This window comes from Halobacillus sp. HZG1, from assembly GCF_035818575.1.
GTDB lineage: Bacteria > Bacillota > Bacilli > Bacillales > Halobacillaceae > Halobacillus > Halobacillus litoralis.
Window position 1 is genome coordinate 25,177 of the sequence record NZ_JAYLVQ010000075.1, and the last position, 16,409, is coordinate 41,585.

Sequence of the window (16,409 nt, forward strand, 5' to 3'; positions counted from 1 at the left end):
GCTTGAAATTGCGCACAAAAAAGAAAAACATGCGGCTATATTTAAAGCCGCATGCTAATTTAGTCGTTCTGCTTCTCATAAGCCTCTTGGAATTTTTGAATATCGCCTGCTCCCATGAACAATAACACACCATTTTCATGCGCTGAAAGTTGATCGACTTCTTCCAGTTGTAAAACGCGGGAGTCAGGAATCAACTCCTGCAAATGATTGATAGTCAATTTACCCTCATTTTCTCTGGCAGATCCGAAGATATCGCAAAGATAAACTTCATCTGCTTCGTTCAGACTTTCTGCAAATTCATTTAGGAACGTTTTGGTTCTCGTGAACGTATGAGGCTGAAAAATCGCGACTACGGGACGATCTTTATATTTCTTCCGAGCCGTTTCAATCGTAGCATTAATTTCGATTGGATGGTGGGCATAATCGTCTACTAAAATCTGGTCATGCCACTGTTTTTCTGTAAACCGTCGTTTAACACCCTTGAATGTAGCAAGCTTTTTTATTTCCTCTGACTGCATATTTTCATAGTGACATAATGCTATGACACTTAACGCATTCAATACGGTATGGTTACCATACTGCGGAATGGTAAAGGTATCATAATAGTTGTTTCTGACGAAAACATCGAATGAAGTTCCTTCTGATGTTTCGGTTATGTTCTGAGCTTGGAAATCATTTGTATCTGCCAGTCCATAATAGAGGACCGGTACATTGGCTTGAATATGTTGGAGATGCTCATCATCTCCACAAGCAATGATTCCTTTTTTCACTTGTTTCGCCATTTCCTGAAAAGCCTGGAATACATCATCCACACTACTGAAATAGTCAGGATGATCGAAATCAATATTCGTCATGATCGCGTAATCCGGTTTATAGGAAAGGAAATGACGTCGATATTCACACGCCTCAAAAGCAAAGTATTGACTGTTTTCGTGCCCCTTACCTGTACCATCTCCAATAAGATAAGAAGTCGGATAATTTTCAGATAGGACATGTGCCAATAATCCTGTTGTTGAGGTCTTACCATGAGCGCCAGTTACTGCAATACTTGTATAGTTTTGCAGCCACTCCCCTAAAAATTCATGATAACGATAAAACGGCAGTCCCAGTTCTTTTGCTTCTTGAATTTCCTCGTGATCATCACTGAAAGCATTCCCAGCAATAATCGTCAATCCTTCTTGAATGTTTTCCTTTGAAAAAGGAAGAATTTCTATATTCTTAGATTCTAAAACTTCTTGAGTAAAAAAACGTTTTTCAACATCTGATCCTTGAACCTTCTCACCAGAATCATGAAGAATCTGGGCAAGCGAACTCATTCCTGTTCCTTTGATACCAATGAAATGGTAAGTTGTCATAAACAAGAACCTCCAAAATAAAGTGGGTCACTTTAAGTATAGTATATGTAATCTTCATGGATATGCGATTTAAAGTTGCACGCTTCGATAACCACGCATCTGCATTACCCAATCATATCACGGAATGGACGACAGAAAAAGTAAATATGACCCAATCAAAAGGCACAAACAAACGCTGTCCGTGCCTTTCTCAAGCGATCATTCTTCTGCTCCAGTATATTCAACATATTCCAAGCGTGGATTATGCTTGTACCTTCTACCTTCCTTGGCTTCTGGTTCACCATCGATCAATACATTATCACCTGTAAAACCGATTCCGATTTTCAATAAACTACCTCCGACACCATACATGTCAACTGGTACTTTCTTTTCTTCAAACGCCCGGATCCGCTCCTTGGTGAATCCACCGCTGACTACAATTTTCACATGCTTGTAACCTTCCTGATCCAAAGCACGTCTGAGGGCAAAAATCAATTCAGGATTGACTCCTCTTGGATCAAAAGTACCCATAAGGTGCTGATTTCTTAAGAAATATTTATCTACGAGGTTACGGGAAGTATCTAAGCGGACACCCTTCAATTCATCACCAAATTCTCGAGCTACCTTTAATGAATCAGTAATGACATCATTGTTGTAATCCACAAGGGCCATCAGCTGATCGTTTGGAAATTGTTGATGATAGGCTTTCGTTGCCGCTACTACATCCCCTTTGAACATCTGGATCAGGGCATGAGGCATGGTTCCCATTCCCTCTTTCCCCCACCATTCATTCATCGCGTGTGTCGCTTGTGCCGTAGAACCGCCGATAAAAGCAGAATAACCATCACCTGATTGCTGGGTGAAGTGATCATCCCGGTCACCCATAAAAATAATCGGCTTCTGCTTACCCGATGAACGAGCTGCTTTGACGACATTATATACATTGGTGGCGACAGAAGTTCTCCTCGCTAATATCCCATCAATGATTCCTTCTAAAAATCCAAAATACTGATAAGGTCCCGTCACCGTGAGCACTGTCTCATAAGGACTGATTTTATCCCCATCTTTCAATGAATGGATCTCAAGCTTCTCTGGGTGCTCGGCAAACGTATGGATCAAAGCAATGACTTCATCGGTTCCACACAACACAGCATGGTCCTTTTGAAAAAATTGCATCGTTACTTTATTATCAGGTAAATGATTTTCTACAATATCTCTTGTCTTTAAAAAGTAAACAGCAGAAAACCAGCCTTCCGCTACACGTTCATCAAACTTAAACGTTTTATTCGTTAATCGGCTGATTTCGCCATTCAACTTCAGTGCTATTTCCTTCATGGCTTAACTCCTTAAACATAGAGGTCATGATCACTCTCGTTTTCATTCATTGTTAATCATATAAAATTGAGAAGTTTTGCACAAGGTTTTTGCCGAAATGATGGATTTACTCCATCATTTCCTCGATTTGCTGCCTCGTTAATAAAATGTCTCTCGGTTTGCTTCCTTTTTGTTCAGAAATGATTCCATAAGCTTCCATCTGGTCAATCAATCTGGCTGCACGGTTATAACCTACTTTGAATCGGCGCTGAATAAGTGATGCACTTGCACCATTCTGCTCGACCACAAAGTCTACAGCTTCATCAAAGATCTCATCCGTTTCTTCTTCTGTTGAAACCTGCTTCATCAATTCTTCTTGGTGAAAAAGATATTGAGGTGGAGCGATTTTCTTAACATGGTGGGTCACTCTTTCAATCTCATCATCAGAGACGAAAGCTCCCTGGATACGAACAGGCTGGCCTGAACCATTCTCAACAAACAGCATATCCCCTCTGCCAAGGAGTTTCTCAGCCCCTCCTGAATCAATGATGGTTCTGGAATCTACTTGTGATGACACACTAAAAGCGATTCTAGTCGGTATATTCGCTTTGATTAACCCGGTGATAACATCCACAGACGGACGCTGCGTTGCCAGGAGCAAGTGAATTCCACATGCTCGTGCTTTTTGTGCAATCCGGCAGATGGCATCTTCAACATCTTGCGGGGAAACCATCATTAAGTCAGCGAGTTCATCAATGACAATGACCAAATAAGGGAGTTTCTCTGCTTCTCTCTGCTGCTTCTTCATTTTTTCATTATAACGCTCAACGTCCCTTACGCCTTCTTCTACGAATTTCTCATACCGTTCTTCCATTTCTTTCACAGCCCACTTCAATGCTGTAGTAGCAGCTTTGACATCTGTAATGACCGGGGACACAAGGTGTGGAAGGTCATTATATGGTGCAAGTTCAACCATTTTTGGATCGATAAGCAAAAACTTCACATCTTCATGGTGTGCTTTGTATAAAAGGCTGATCAAGATAGTGTTGATACATACACTTTTTCCTGAGCCTGTCGCCCCCGCAATTAACCCGTGAGGCATTTTCTTCAGATTTGTAACAATAGAATCTCCACCGATATCCAGACCTAAACCAACAGTCAGAGGAGAATCGTCCTTTTGGAAAGCATCGGATTCAAAGATCTCCTGCAAACCGACCATCATGGATTGTTTATTAGGAATTTCGATTCCCACGGCTTGTTTTCCTGGAATCGGCGCCTCAATTCTAATGTCTCTCGCAGCCATACTAAGCTTGATATCATCCGACAGGTTTGTGATCTTGCTCACCTTGACCCCTGGTTCCGGCTGCACTTCAAATCTTGTTACTGTCGGCCCCTTCATTGCGTTAACAACCTTAGCACGCACATGGAAATGTCGGAGGGTCGTTTCAAGAAGTTCCATCTGTTCTGTTATCCAGCTATCATCGAGAGACGTCGGTCGAACGGGATCTTCAAGCAAGTGTAAAGGCGTTTGATACTCCACTCTTTCTCTTTTTTCTTCTTTGACACCCTTAGCTGAAGATTCATCTACTCTAGGCTCGGGCTTCTCAGGCCGTATGTTATGTTTTTTCTCATGATCGCGATTCCTTTTATCACGCGGAGTCATAAGGACGTTGAAAGGCACACGGCGTTTTTGTCCCTCTTTCTCTTTGGAACGCTCATACGAATGTGAAGTCGCTTTACTTTTCGTTTCGTCCTGAGGCAGAGGTTCTTCTTCCTTATTAGGTTTTTCCACTTCTGCTTCTTGATACACTTCCGTTTTTCCTTCGGAATGACGATTCGGGCTCGAGGCATCGTCTCCATCTTCTTCTGGCTGCTCTTGAGTCATTTCGGACACCTTATGTTCTGCTTTTTCTTTAGTGAACCTTTCTTTTTCCTTATGGAAGGGGGAAGGTTCCTCCTGAGTAAGAGCATCCGCGTCCTCATTGTTCAAATGTTCGCTTTCTAACTCTGTTCGATCATCCTCCTGGCTCATTTCAGAGTCTGAATCATCCCGTTCTACGTCTTCGTTTTGTTCCATAGTCAAGCCGGATTCTATCTGCTCTTCCATTATGGAAAATGTAGAGTCTTCTTTGTTTTCATTAAATTCAGGGAGTTCCCTCTGTGTTTCCTCATATTCTGTCTCTGCACGCGTTGTTATTTCCTTCGTTTCTTGCTCACCATCAGAACCTTCCAACCTCGTATGCTCTTCTTCTTTATACTCGCTCACTTCTGACCTTTCTAATGAATCTTCTTCTCCTCTTCGAATGGCCTCTTGAAGAGACTCTGAAAGATTCTCCTGGTCACTCTTTTCGCCTTCGATCTCCTGGTGTTCTTTACCCTTTTCTGTTCCTAAGGAAGTATCACCTGTGACTGTTTCTCCTTTACTGTCGTCTTCCATAGATAGGGTTTCATCGTGATGGTCTTCTTCTGCTTCCACCAGTTCATCATCAGCGAATGTGAGCCCTTTGTATTCTTTGGATTGATTCGGTCCCCCATTTTCTTCGTACTCACTTCTGCTTTCTTCCTTTGTGACCTCAGGTAAGCTGGTTTCTTTAGTGGCCGCTTCTTCCCGATTAAAAATATTCGGCAGATCGGAAGCTGGTTTTGGTCTAGAGTTTTCTTCATCGACACGTGCCCTCATTCGTTTCCGTAATTCCTGCCATTGTTTTTCATCATTGGAATCAGTAAAAAATTCCGGCTGTGATTGTTGTTCCTCTACGGCATATTCTAACCTTTCCAAGCCTTTGGTAAGTTGTCGTGCCTGGTATCCGTATATAGGAGAAGGAACATCAGTAGGCGTGAAAGGGATCGATGATGTTTCCGGTAACTCCTCAACCCCTTTTTCTTCTTTTCTAGGTCTTTTCTTCCTTTGGGGAATCCTCTCCACAGGTTCCTGTTGTTCAACGTTTTTCTTGCGTCGAGGACGTTGATAACTTTCATCTTCATTCTGAGCTTTCCCTGGCGCATCCGGAATGACAGGAAAACGAAATTCCCCTTGCTTCGGATAACGGTAAGTCATTTTTGTTTTAGCGTTTACATCATTTCTTTCCTCTATATTATGTAGCGTCTCCTGGTCATTTTTTTCTTCTGTATCCAACCATTTTTTCATTTTATTTCTTAAGTCTTTCCACATTACGTTCACTCTCTTTTCAATTTTTAAATCACTTATAGGATTATCCCTATTTTAACAGGTTTGTGGCATTGGTTGGTTTACAATACCTTTAAAAATGACTTTTGAATCAAAAAAAGCAAAGCAGCTGGGCTACTTTGCTTATCTCTATCCTGTTTAAACTTCAAAAGACTGCCCAATAACAGCATCTTCGTCAAGAACGAGGATTCCTTTTTCGTTTGGTGCATCTGGGAGGTTCAACTCTTTTGCAGAGCAGATCATTCCCGATGAAGGAACGCCTCTCAATTCTGCATCTTTGATTTTCATTCCACCAGGCATCACCGCTCCTACTTTAGCAACAACGACTTTTTGCCCCTGATCGATGTTCGGAGCACCACAGACAATCTGCAACGTTTCATCTCCGACATCTACCTGGCAAACACTTAATTTGTCAGCATTCTCATGTCCTGATTTTTCCTTCACATATCCAACGACGAACTTCGGACTTAAATCAAAGTCAAGCACATCGTCGAGCTGATTTTTCGTGAAGAGGTCTTTGATCGGGGCTAGCATTTCTTCGGTCAAACGCATTTTCCCCTGACTTTCGATATTAAAATACTTGGAGGCATTGAAAATGTTATAGCCGAGCAAAGAACCGTCTTTACTATTGGTTATTTTCACTACATCGCCATAAGCTTCCTGTTTAAATGTGTCACGGTCTCCATCTTTGATTGGAATAATCAGGACATCTCCGATTCCTTGCTTATTGTAAAATACATCCATGTTCTACTCTTCCTTTCGATCCTTATTCGGTTTCTTCTGAGCAAGAATGAAAATCGGTTCCAGCTGTTTATCCTCATATAAAAACGACAAGGAAGTAACAGGTACCGTTCCTTCTGCAAAGAATTTCATAGCCATCTGAGCTAATATATCATATCCTTCTGAATTTTGGACATCTGCAAAGATAATAACATCCTGATGAGGAATGCTGATGGCTAGCTCTCCTTTACACTCAGCTTTGAGCTTTTCAAGAAGAGCCTCATTCAGGATACGACTTGCATCATAACCATCCCTTATTGAATGGAAATAGAAGTCATTTCCGTACACGGTGTCTTTTTTCATCTCTACAGGAAGAGATCGCACATTAAATCCAGCCACTTCCTTAATTCTGTCTAAAGACCAACCCTCGTCTTCCAGCATTCTCTCATCAATTAATTGATAAGATTTGCCTAAGTCCAAAGCATAATAAATCCGTGTTTCTGCTGTATGGTCGACATAGACCAACTTTTTCCCCTGCTCGGTTTCCGTCGGAAATGAAGCGGCTCGTATAACAGGAAAAATATGCTGTTCTTTACCTGTCAGCTTATGATCTTCATTCATAACTCGAAGAGCTTCTTTCACATGGTCTTCCAGCTCATCAATGGCTTCTTCCCCGCGCGATTCATACTTCGAAATCACATTCGGCAATGTAATCGTAATCCCTTTCCCGGAGTGACTCCACTCGACACGGAAGGTATCTTTATCTCTATTGAATGTCGTTTTCCATTGATCATTCGCTAGACGTTCTTCAAGTTTTTTCTTCATCTTAATGCTTGTCATTTTCATCTTTTTTCCTCCTTTATTATGGGAAGAAAGAATTTGTTTACTATTTTCGTTTCTTCTAACTACATCGTTTTCTATTATACACATTTCCCCCTCCATAACAAAAGTACAACGCTATACAACTAACTGGCAGGATTCTGGAAGACTCAGTTTCGAGACTTTCCAGGGTCCGTTTCCCGGTTTGAGCGTCAGGGGTGGCTGGGAAGCTACTCACTTTCCTGTGGGGAGCGCCGCGCTCCCGCGGAAAGCGAGCTATTCCCCGCAGCCCCTATCCACCCAACAAAAGTCTCGAAACCAAGTCTTCCACTAAAGGGAGCTTTATTGATGAAAGGAAAGTGAATGAAAAAAAGGCCGCGCTTTGGCGCGGCCTTTTTTTATTGGTCAAGTTTGTTAATGAATTCCTCGATTTGTTCTTTTGTTTTTCGGTCCTTACTGACAAAGCGACCGACTTCTTCTCCATCCTTGAAAGCTAGAAAACTAGGAATACCGAACACATCGTTTTCTGCACAGATGTGGATAAATTGATCCCGGTCGACATATACGAATTTCCATGTTTTATACTTCTCCTCCAATTCTGGAAGGAATGGTTCAATCACTCTGCAATCTGGACACCAGTCGGCAGAGAATAAGAAAATGACAGATTCATTATTTTGAAGTTCTTTCATCTGTTGATCTGATTCTAGTGTAATCATTTCTGGTCACCTCCAACGTTATTCTAGCACATGATTAATCGTATTGAATAATCATATCGCCTGGCTTGATCCATCCTTTTCTGCGGAACCATAGCGCCACAAGATAACTGATCAGGGCTGGTCCTATAAAATGAAAACTGACGATGATCCAGAAGATGTCCCATGAAAACCCCATAGACTCAAAAGTCATAATTTGGCCTACGAAACCGCTCGTTCCCATTCCGGAACCTGCGGCATTGTTTTCTACGCTTAACCAGACGGTTGCAATGGGGGCCAAGACAGCACCGGCTATCGTTGGAGGAAGAATAATCAGAGGTTTTTTCACCACATTCGCAACTTGTAGCATGGATGTCCCAATCCCCTGTGCTAGAGCCCCGCCAAATCCGTTATCTCTGTAACTAATGGTAGCAAAACCGATCATCTGCGCGGCACATCCTACGGTGGCTGCTCCTGCTGCAACACCATCTAAAGAGAGCATTAAAGCTATAGCCAGACTGGATATAGGTGCTGTTAAGGCAATCCCCATTAGTACAGCTACAAGTGCCCCCATAACCAATGGCTGTTGCTGCGTTGCCCAGTTAATGATGCTCCCTATCCCTGCCATAAAACGTCCAATCGGGGCGCCTATCGCTGCTGCTACACAATAACCTACAATAATCGTGACAAAAGGAGTCAGGATGATATCAATCTTAGTTTCTTTACTGACGATTTTCCCGAACTCAGTCGCTAATAAGGCGGCTATATAACTTCCTGCAGGGCCGCCCAGTTCTGCCCCGGCGGCCCCACTGAATAAGGCTGCAAAAATCACAAGCGGTGGTGCTTTAAGCCCATAAGCAATCGCAGCTCCAATGGCTCCCCCCCATATTTTAGAGTCCATTGCAAAAGTACCCATCTCAATGAACGATTCTGATAGAACGATTATATCTGTCTGTTCGCCAATTGTTTTAATAATTAATCCAATAATTAATGAAGAAAACAGACCCAATGCCATGTAGCTTAATGCGGTAACAAAATAAGCCTGAAAGGACAATTGGACTCCTTTTCTTTTTAAGAATGTAAGCATTTCTCAACCTCCTGAAGTGAACAAAACTATCATACACCCATTTCAAACAGGTGTAAATACACTTCTCACGTATCAATATAAGTAAAAAGACCCCTTATGCTACTCATCACCCCTATTGTTTTACTAGATAAAAAGATCTATAATTAATCAGTATATAAAGAAATTTGTGAAATTTTAAAAGGAGGGGTCGAATGAAGTCGATTAGAGGCCGAATGCGTTTTCTGTTGATCGTAGCAGTGATTGGTATTGTTACCATCTTTGTTTTTTCTACATATTTCTTTCAGGAACAAAAAGAGATGGCACAACGAACGAAAGAGGTTCAACAGTCACTTGCGGACAGCCAGAAAATCAATTATCTAATGTCTAAAACCTTAATTGAGCAACAAAAGTTTTTCAATAACCCAAGTGCTGAGCAAGGGGAGGAGACAGCAGCCGCTATCCAATCCGTAAAAGAAACAGCGACTAACTTTTCCAACGAGTATAAAAATTATCCCCGTATCAACAGTCAATTCACGGAAATTACTAAGAAAGCTGTTCAATATCAAGAAGAATTAGGTCCTTTAGTTAATATGTATAAACTAGTCGGATTTACTGAGAATGAAGGACTACATAAACACATTCAGACATCTTATGAAAATTTCAACGATGTTATTGAATATGTGAACAGTGAACCATTGAAGAATTCCTTGCTTGCGATGAAAGTAAGCGAACGAAATTACATTAATGAACCGAACTCCGAGCAATTATCTGCATTCAAAACCAGTTCTCAAAATTTTAAAGATACAATTAAGACAATGGGTCTGGATGCTGACCAGTCTTCCACTTTAAGCCGGAACCTATTGAAATATGAACAGACCATCAACTCCATGGATAATACATTCACACAAGCCAGCGCCATCCGCACCTCCTTTGAAGGGATTGCGGCAGATATCTCCAGTCAAGTGGATGCTGTTATGTCAACCGCAAGTGAATTAAACGCATCCATGATTAACGATCAGAAACAGCGACAACAATGGTTAACAACATTACTTGCAATAATCGGCGGACTTATTTTAATCGTGATCTTAACTACGGGTTTCTTCTTAATTCGGTCCATTAAAAAATCCATAAACAGCCTCAAGGAAAGTGCCACGCTTATTGGTGAAGGCGATTTGTCTCATCGTGTAGATTTGACTTCCAAAGATGAGATGGCTGAACTGGGTATGCAATTTAACCAGATGGCCGAGAGAATGGAACAATCTGTACGGAAAGTCCTTCAAGCTACGGGTGTCCTTAATACTTCATCTGAGAATCTCGCTTCCATTTCAGATCAAACGACAAATCAAGCAGAAGAAGTAAATGAAGCAATTAGTCAAGTAGCAGCTGGATCGCAGGATCAAGCTCAAAAAATTGATGAAACTCACCAATTCATCCAGCAAGTCTCAGAAGCTATCAACGATACAAAGAAAGCTTCTGGAACGATTCAATCCAAACTGATGGAAGCTGAATCGGAAGGACATGCCGGCTTACAAACGGTCGCTGATTTAGAAAAGACTTCCAGAGACTTTATCGACCTTGCTTCCCATATGACTGAAGAAGTGCAGAACGCTTCAAAAAAATCTGAAGAAGTAAATAAAGTGGTCACAACGATTGAAGGAATAGCAGATAGTACAAACCTCTTAGCCTTAAATGCCGCTATCGAATCAGCGAGGGCTGGTGAGTCAGGAAAGGGATTTGCCGTCGTTGCCGATGAAGTTAGAAAATTAGCAGAACGGTCGAAACAGGAAGCAGGAAGCATTCAAAACATGGTTACAACCATGTCCACCCAAATGACCACTCTTTCTAATGAAGCAGAGAAGTTTAAACACTTTCAGTCTTCACAGGATAAAGCTGTCACTCAAACCAAAGATGCTTTCGAACGGATCGCCTCTTATGTACAATCGATGAATGAACAAATACGGGAAGTAAATGAAGCGGTTGAAGGTGTGGATCGTGTAAATGAGGAAGTGAAAGAAAGGTTGCAGAGCATTAGTGTAATATCGGAAGAAGCTGTAGCTACAGCAGAGGAGGTTGCGGCCTCCAGTGAAAACCAATTACTATCAATTGAAAAAGTTCACCATTCAGCTACTGACCTTCAGGGACTTTCCCAGGAACTATCCGCTGAAATCAGCCAGTTCAACATCAATGAAAATCCAAGTGATCATTTGGAAGAATTAGACGCTGATGAAACTTTCGAAGAAGCCGAATTCCAATTGGAAACCAGCAGCATCGAAGAACAACCGAACAAGAAGGTAGAGCCAGCCCATGAAGAGGAAAGGCTCTCATCATAACTAAAAAGAAGTCCAGCAAAAGCTCGTTTACTAGACTTCTTTTTTTACATCTTCCATACTAAAGAAAAGGGAATTTCAAGGAGGATGAGCAATGGAATTAACTATTTATCTAGCAGGTCAAATTCATGATGATTGGCGAAACGAAATAAGAAAGAAAGCAGAAAAGGAAAAGTTACCTATCCGCTTTGTAAGTCCACAAGAGAATCATGCACTTTCTGATGATATCGGGGAGAAGATTTTAGGTGAACAGCCAAATAAGGTGTATCGTGATGAGGCTGCCTCCAGTGTAAATAATTTCAGAACACGTGTTTTACTCCAAAAATCTGATGCTGTTATTGCTTATTTCGGAGAGTCCTACAAACAGTGGAATACAGCGATGGATGCAGGTGCAGCCCTACAGGCTGGAAAACCTTTGATTTTAGTAAGACCTGAATCTCTTGTTCATCCACTCAAAGAATTATCCAACCAAGCTGATGTAACCGTCGAGACATTAGACCAGGCCCTTGACGTTCTTACCTACTTATATGAATAAACCTTAAATAAGTTATTAAAGTATATGGCAGGATTGTGTAAGACGCAGTTTCGAGACTTTTATTGAGTGGAGGGGGCTACGGGGAATAGCTCGCTTTCCGCGGGAGCGCGGTGAGCCTCCTCGGACTGCGTCCTGTGGGGTCTCACCAAGCACTTTTTTCCCGCAGGAGTCTCGCCATTCCCCTCCGCCCACTTACCAAAGAAGATACTCGAAACCACTCTTAAAAAATCCGCTCTTATGGTTATGAGAAGCGAATGATATAAAACTCTATTTCATTGACGTTTAGCATACTCAATTGCTTGATATAACACACTATATGCCCGCCTTGGGTAGGAGAATTGAAACCTTACTAATGAATTTAAGCTGACCATTTTAGAAGTGGTTTCGAGACACTTATAAGATAAAGGGGCGGAGGGAAACGGTGAGACCCCGGAAGGCGTAGCATGAGGAGGCTCACCGCCCACGCCATGGAAAGCGAACCTTTTCCCGAAGCCCTAGAATCACACAAAAGTCTCGAAACTGAGTCTTCCACTAAAGGGAGCTTATAAGCAATAAACTCTTGGACATAAGGAAAAGGATGCATCTAAAATAGATGCATCCTTTTCTTATTGATCATAGGTCCACTGCCCTTTTAGCAACTTCACTACATGGGTGAACATTTCTTCCCTGTGAATGGCGCCATTCGTAAAAACTCCGATGGCCCCTTCATTTTTTCTTACATCATGTTTATCCGTAAATTCATCCATGACTTCCCCTAGCTCTTTCCCCTTTTCCAACCCTGCTTTTATTTCATCAGGAAGGAGAATGCGAGCACCACTCGCAGTATAGACGTTTTCTTTACTGTCTACTAATGCTCCCCAATTACACAAGTAAAGGTCATCTTCTATCTCCATGACTCCACCCTCAAGTCCAATTCCTATATGGGCTTTATTTTGAGATGCACATTCCCTCGCGCGGTTAATTGCCCCTTCTAATGTCTCTTCATCAGAAAAGGGTTGGGCTGCAACTTTCGATTCTACTTCCATTCCAATGACTTCCATATTAGGGAAAACACTTTTTACGGATTCAATTTTCGTAGGGTTTTGGGATCCCACATAAATTTTCAGCATTGCGAGCACCTTTCTCCTTCTCTAGCCGTTTATTGCCATTATCTCTCTTGAATGAGGACTTCATACAAGATCAATGGGACCTGTTCACCAATTTTAGCATAAAGTCACGCCCTCTGAAATCAGCTGAGGGGACTTCCATTTCCTTTACACATTTCTTCTGATTTGGTCTACGGTACTCTGATCTGTTGTTTTTACAAGTTTGATTAAAAGTTCTTTGGCTGCCGCATAGTCATCCACATGAATAATGGATGAAGAGGTATGAATATAACGGGAACATACACCAACTACTGCGGATGGAACACCATCGTTTGCCATATGAACTCTCCCTGCATCTGTTCCTCCTTGAGAAACAAAATACTGATAAGGAATATCATGGGTTTCAGCAGTATCCAGAATGAATTCACGAATCCCTCTGTGTGTAACCATCGAACGATCTAGAATTCTCAGGAGAGCTCCTTTACCTAACTGACCGAACTCTTTTTTATCCCCGCTCATATCATTGGCAGGTGATGCATCTAACGCATAAAAAATGTCTGGCTCGATCATGTTAGCAGCAACCTGTGCCCCTCGCAATCCTACTTCTTCTTGAACCGTAGCACCTGAGTACAGCTTGTTTGGAACCTTTTCTCCTTGCAGCTCTTTTAAAAGCTCGATGGAAAGACCGCAACCATAACGGTTATCCCAAGCTTTAGCGAGAACTTTCTTTTCATTAGCCATTGGAGTGAAAGGACAAATCGGTACGATCGGCTGCCCTGGTTTTATCCCGATTTTCTTAGCATCGTCTTTGTCATCTGCACCGATGTCAATAAGCATATTCTTAATTTCCATCGGCTTTTTCCGTTGTTCTGGTGTCAAGTTATGTGGAGGGATCGATCCAATCACTCCTACTACAGGACCTTTTTCTGTCATGACCTGAACACGCTGTGCAAGCATAACCTGATTCCACCACCCGCCAAGGGTTTGGAAGCGGAGCATACCATTATCCGTAATCTGTGTAACCATGAAACCTACTTCATCCATATGACCTGCCACCATGACAGTAGGGCCTTTACCATTCTTCAACCCGAAAACGCCGCCCAGACGGTCTTGTACAATCTCATCCGAGTACTTTTCAAGTTCCTGTCTCATAAACTGTCGGACAAGATGTTCATTCCCAGGTGCGCCCGGGAGTTCTGTCAATGTTTTAAAAAGACTTTTCGTTTCTTGATTCATATGTACATCTCCTTTTTTTCCTTCTTTCCATAGTTTAACGGAATTTTGAAAACGTTTCTACAAATCAGCCATGTTTATAAGTTTTGATTTCCTTTTATCGGGAATATTTAGTATACTGAGGGTTAGAAATAAGTTGTGAGGTGATTGGTTAATGAACTGGAAAAAAGTCGCACTAGCAGCTGGTGTAGGAGCATTGGCAGGCTACGTAGTAAAAGAGCAATTAAGTAATGGTCAGGGCGTTACTCCTGAAAAAGCACTAAAAATTGCTAAAGAAGCTTTTAAAAAGCAAGGACCGATCAGTGGGTCCTGGATTTACATGAAGCCCGAAGAATTGAACAAAAACGGAATTAATTACGATGTGTACCGTGGCGGGATTTCTAAAAACCAGGACGGTGAAACATCTCAATTTGAATTTTACATCGATACGGAAACAGGAACAATCGTTGACGTTGCGGAAACGACAGCTTAAATCATACAAAAATACCCTCGGAGACGAGGGTATTTTTTATTGATAGTGATGTTCCTTTTCCTTAACCTTGTCCAGGATCTGTCCATCTTCATCAAACTTCAATGCTCTATAAATAGCATCATGATAAAAAACATACCAGGCCCGGCGTTGATAACCATACTCCATCCACTGTTGTTTCTCATGCACAGAAGTTACAGGGTAATCATCGTACGCAAGGGCCCAGAGCGGATTTTGGTGAGCATGCGTTGGCATAAGATCTGCCATGTGAATGAATACATCATCGCCATCTTCAAAAGTGATGATCGAATGTCCGTGACTATGACCACTTGTATGAATCATTTTTAAACCTGGCAGCACATCCAACGAATCTTTAAACGTATGTACCTTTCCTTGGACCGCTTCCCAATTCGTCTGCCAATACGTATTCTTTGATCTCATGTTCGGCTGGCGCATTTCATCCCATTCTACTTCGCTCGTATAAATGGTCGCGTTAGGAAAAGTAGGAACAAGCTGATCCTCCTCCCATCTCGTCATTCCACAAGCATGATCAAAATGCATATGAGTCATAAGCAATGCGTCAATTTCCTCCGGTTTGATATTCAGGCTATCTAAAGACCGCAGAACTGATGACTCTTCCCAAACCCCAAAATTCCGTTTTTGCTTATCCGTCATCTTTTCATTGCCTATTCCTGAATCGATCAGCATCTTCTTCCCATCAACCTCTAACAAAATAGGATCTGTTCGCAATTCAATTTGATTGTTTTCATTGACGGGATATTTTTTACTCCATAATGGTTTAGGCACTACTCCGAACATAGCTCCTCCATCCATGTGAGTCACCCCACCATTCAACCATGTCAATGAAGCACGTCCCACCTTAAGGTTTTCCACCAGCAATCTCCTCCCATTAACAAAGATAGCTCTAGTTTATCATAATAACTAGAGCTAATGAAAACGTTATCATTTGGAGAAGCGTGCTGTACAACGGTAAATGGGTTGTCCTTTTGCAGAGAACTTTTCCTCATATTCTGTCTCCACATTTAAAGGGTCTTCGTCTGCATGAAGGTCAACGGATACATCTTCCAGAATCATACCGAAATTTGAAAAGCTGACAAGAGAATACTCAAAGAGACCTTTATTATCAGTCTTCAATGTAACCTGTCCTTCTTCTTTCAGCACGGCTTTGTACTGTTCTAAGAACGTATGGAACGTTAACCTGCGTTTTTCATGTTTATTTTTAGGCCATGGATCAGAAAAGTTTAAGTAAATATGATCGACTTCGTTATCTTCAAACAAATCCCTTAGGTCTTTTGCATTTTCGTTGACCATACGGACATTGGTTGTATCAGCTGCAAGGACTTTCTTGACCGCCCCGACAATCACACTTTTCACGAATTCCAAGCCTACAAAGTTAATATCCTGATGCTGTTTTCCCATACCGGCAATAAATTGGCCTTTACCTGAACCTATTTCTAAATGTAAGGGCTGTTCCTGGTTATAGAAAAGCTCCTTCCATTTCCCTTTCATTTCAAACGGTTGTTGGACGACAACTTCATCATTTTCACTTAAAAAGTCATCAGCCCACGGTTTATTTCTTAAACGCATGTAATGGATTCCTCCTTCTT

14 protein-coding genes are annotated in these 16,409 nt (G+C 41.7%); 3 read left to right on the forward strand and 11 right to left on the reverse strand.

Annotated elements, in window-relative coordinates; genetic code table 11:
• Nucleotides 1-59: 59 nt before the first annotated feature.
• The 7 genes from murC to VKA52_RS14950 form a co-directional block, all read right to left on the reverse strand.
• Nucleotides 60-1,355, reverse strand: coding sequence for a UDP-N-acetylmuramate--L-alanine ligase (murC, locus tag VKA52_RS14920; RefSeq protein ID WP_160916307.1), 1,296 nt, complete (start codon nucleotides 1,353-1,355; stop codon nucleotides 60-62).
• Nucleotides 1,356-1,553: 198 nt separating this feature from the next.
• Entirely contained in the window at nucleotides 1,554-2,669 is a 1,116-nt protein-coding gene (locus VKA52_RS14925) for a nicotinate phosphoribosyltransferase (RefSeq protein WP_160916309.1), read from the reverse strand.
• Between the two features lie 106 nt (nucleotides 2,670-2,775).
• Nucleotides 2,776-5,796, reverse strand: a complete 3,021-nt coding sequence (locus tag VKA52_RS14930; protein ID WP_326316253.1) for a DNA translocase FtsK — start codon at nucleotides 5,794-5,796, stop codon at nucleotides 2,776-2,778.
• Nucleotides 5,797-5,973: 177 nt separating this feature from the next.
• The gene (gene ytpR / locus VKA52_RS14935) at nucleotides 5,974-6,579 is read right to left on the reverse strand and encodes a YtpR family tRNA-binding protein (RefSeq protein WP_160916311.1); all 606 of its coding nucleotides are present in this window, start codon (nucleotides 6,577-6,579) and stop codon (nucleotides 5,974-5,976) included.
• Between the two features lie 3 nt (nucleotides 6,580-6,582).
• The gene (locus VKA52_RS14940; protein ID WP_160916313.1) at nucleotides 6,583-7,401 is read right to left on the reverse strand and encodes a DUF1444 domain-containing protein; all 819 of its coding nucleotides are present in this window, start codon (nucleotides 7,399-7,401) and stop codon (nucleotides 6,583-6,585) included.
• A gap of 371 nt (nucleotides 7,402-7,772) precedes the next feature.
• Entirely contained in the window at nucleotides 7,773-8,090 is a 318-nt protein-coding gene (locus VKA52_RS14945; RefSeq protein ID WP_160916315.1) for a thioredoxin family protein, read from the reverse strand.
• Between the two features lie 34 nt (nucleotides 8,091-8,124).
• Complete coding sequence (locus VKA52_RS14950) at nucleotides 8,125-9,153, reverse strand: PTS transporter subunit IIC (RefSeq protein WP_326316254.1); 1,029 nt, start codon at nucleotides 9,151-9,153, stop codon at nucleotides 8,125-8,127.
• Nucleotides 9,154-9,344: 191 nt separating this feature from the next.
• Here VKA52_RS14950 and VKA52_RS14955 point away from each other — a divergent pair, with 191 nt between their 5' ends.
• Both VKA52_RS14955 and VKA52_RS14960 read left to right on the forward strand, forming a co-directional pair.
• A complete protein-coding gene (locus tag VKA52_RS14955) occupies nucleotides 9,345-11,462 on the forward strand; it encodes a methyl-accepting chemotaxis protein (protein WP_326316255.1) in 2,118 nt (705 codons plus the stop codon).
• A gap of 91 nt (nucleotides 11,463-11,553) precedes the next feature.
• Nucleotides 11,554-11,994 carry a YtoQ family protein gene (locus VKA52_RS14960; protein ID WP_326316256.1) on the forward strand — a complete coding sequence of 147 codons (441 nt, stop codon included), beginning with the start codon at nucleotides 11,554-11,556 and terminating at the stop codon, nucleotides 11,992-11,994.
• A 605-nt stretch (nucleotides 11,995-12,599) separates the two neighbouring features.
• Here VKA52_RS14960 and VKA52_RS14965 read toward each other — a convergent pair.
• A complete protein-coding gene (locus VKA52_RS14965) occupies nucleotides 12,600-13,100 on the reverse strand; it encodes a DUF84 family protein (RefSeq protein WP_160916351.1) in 501 nt (166 codons plus the stop codon).
• Nucleotides 13,101-13,247: 147 nt separating this feature from the next.
• Complete coding sequence (locus VKA52_RS14970; protein WP_326316257.1) at nucleotides 13,248-14,315, reverse strand: M42 family metallopeptidase; 1,068 nt, start codon at nucleotides 14,313-14,315, stop codon at nucleotides 13,248-13,250.
• 151 nt (nucleotides 14,316-14,466) lie between these two features.
• Here VKA52_RS14970 and VKA52_RS14975 point away from each other — a divergent pair, with 151 nt between their 5' ends.
• On the forward strand, nucleotides 14,467-14,784 hold the full coding sequence (locus tag VKA52_RS14975; protein ID WP_075034533.1) for a PepSY domain-containing protein: 318 nt from the start codon (nucleotides 14,467-14,469) through the stop codon (nucleotides 14,782-14,784).
• Nucleotides 14,785-14,820: 36 nt separating this feature from the next.
• On the opposite strand, the gene VKA52_RS14980 is transcribed toward VKA52_RS14975, so the two are convergent.
• Entirely contained in the window at nucleotides 14,821-15,675 is an 855-nt protein-coding gene (locus VKA52_RS14980) for a YtnP family quorum-quenching lactonase (RefSeq protein ID WP_326316258.1), read from the reverse strand.
• 69 nt (nucleotides 15,676-15,744) lie between these two features.
• Nucleotides 15,745-16,389 (reverse strand): tRNA (guanosine(46)-N7)-methyltransferase TrmB, encoded by a 645-nt coding sequence (trmB, locus tag VKA52_RS14985; protein WP_326316259.1) that lies wholly within the window; start codon nucleotides 16,387-16,389, stop codon nucleotides 15,745-15,747.
• Between the last annotated feature and the right edge of the window lie 20 nt (nucleotides 16,390-16,409).

Excerpts from the sequence above, each read along its gene's own strand:
- murC (WP_160916307.1), bottom strand. The coding sequence starts at position 1,355 with ATGACAACTTACCATTTCATTGGTATCAAAGGAACAGGAATGAGTTCG.
- VKA52_RS14925 (WP_160916309.1), bottom strand. The coding sequence starts at position 2,669 with ATGAAGGAAATAGCACTGAAGTTGAATGGCGAAATCAGCCGATTAACG.
- VKA52_RS14930 (WP_326316253.1), bottom strand. The coding sequence starts at position 5,796 with ATGAAAAAATGGTTGGATACAGAAGAAAAAAATGACCAGGAGACGCTA.
- ytpR (WP_160916311.1), bottom strand. The coding sequence starts at position 6,579 with ATGGATGTATTTTACAATAAGCAAGGAATCGGAGATGTCCTGATTATT.
- VKA52_RS14940 (WP_160916313.1), bottom strand. The coding sequence starts at position 7,401 with ATGAAAATGACAAGCATTAAGATGAAGAAAAAACTTGAAGAACGTCTA.
- VKA52_RS14945 (WP_160916315.1), bottom strand. The coding sequence starts at position 8,090 with ATGATTACACTAGAATCAGATCAACAGATGAAAGAACTTCAAAATAAT.
- VKA52_RS14950 (WP_326316254.1), bottom strand. The coding sequence starts at position 9,153 with ATGCTTACATTCTTAAAAAGAAAAGGAGTCCAATTGTCCTTTCAGGCT.
- VKA52_RS14955 (WP_326316255.1), top strand. The coding sequence starts at position 9,345 with ATGAAGTCGATTAGAGGCCGAATGCGTTTTCTGTTGATCGTAGCAGTG.
- VKA52_RS14960 (WP_326316256.1), top strand. The coding sequence starts at position 11,554 with ATGGAATTAACTATTTATCTAGCAGGTCAAATTCATGATGATTGGCGA.
- VKA52_RS14970 (WP_326316257.1), bottom strand. The coding sequence starts at position 14,315 with ATGAATCAAGAAACGAAAAGTCTTTTTAAAACATTGACAGAACTCCCG.
- VKA52_RS14975 (WP_075034533.1), top strand. The coding sequence starts at position 14,467 with ATGAACTGGAAAAAAGTCGCACTAGCAGCTGGTGTAGGAGCATTGGCA.
- trmB (WP_326316259.1), bottom strand. The coding sequence starts at position 16,389 with ATGCGTTTAAGAAATAAACCGTGGGCTGATGACTTTTTAAGTGAAAAT.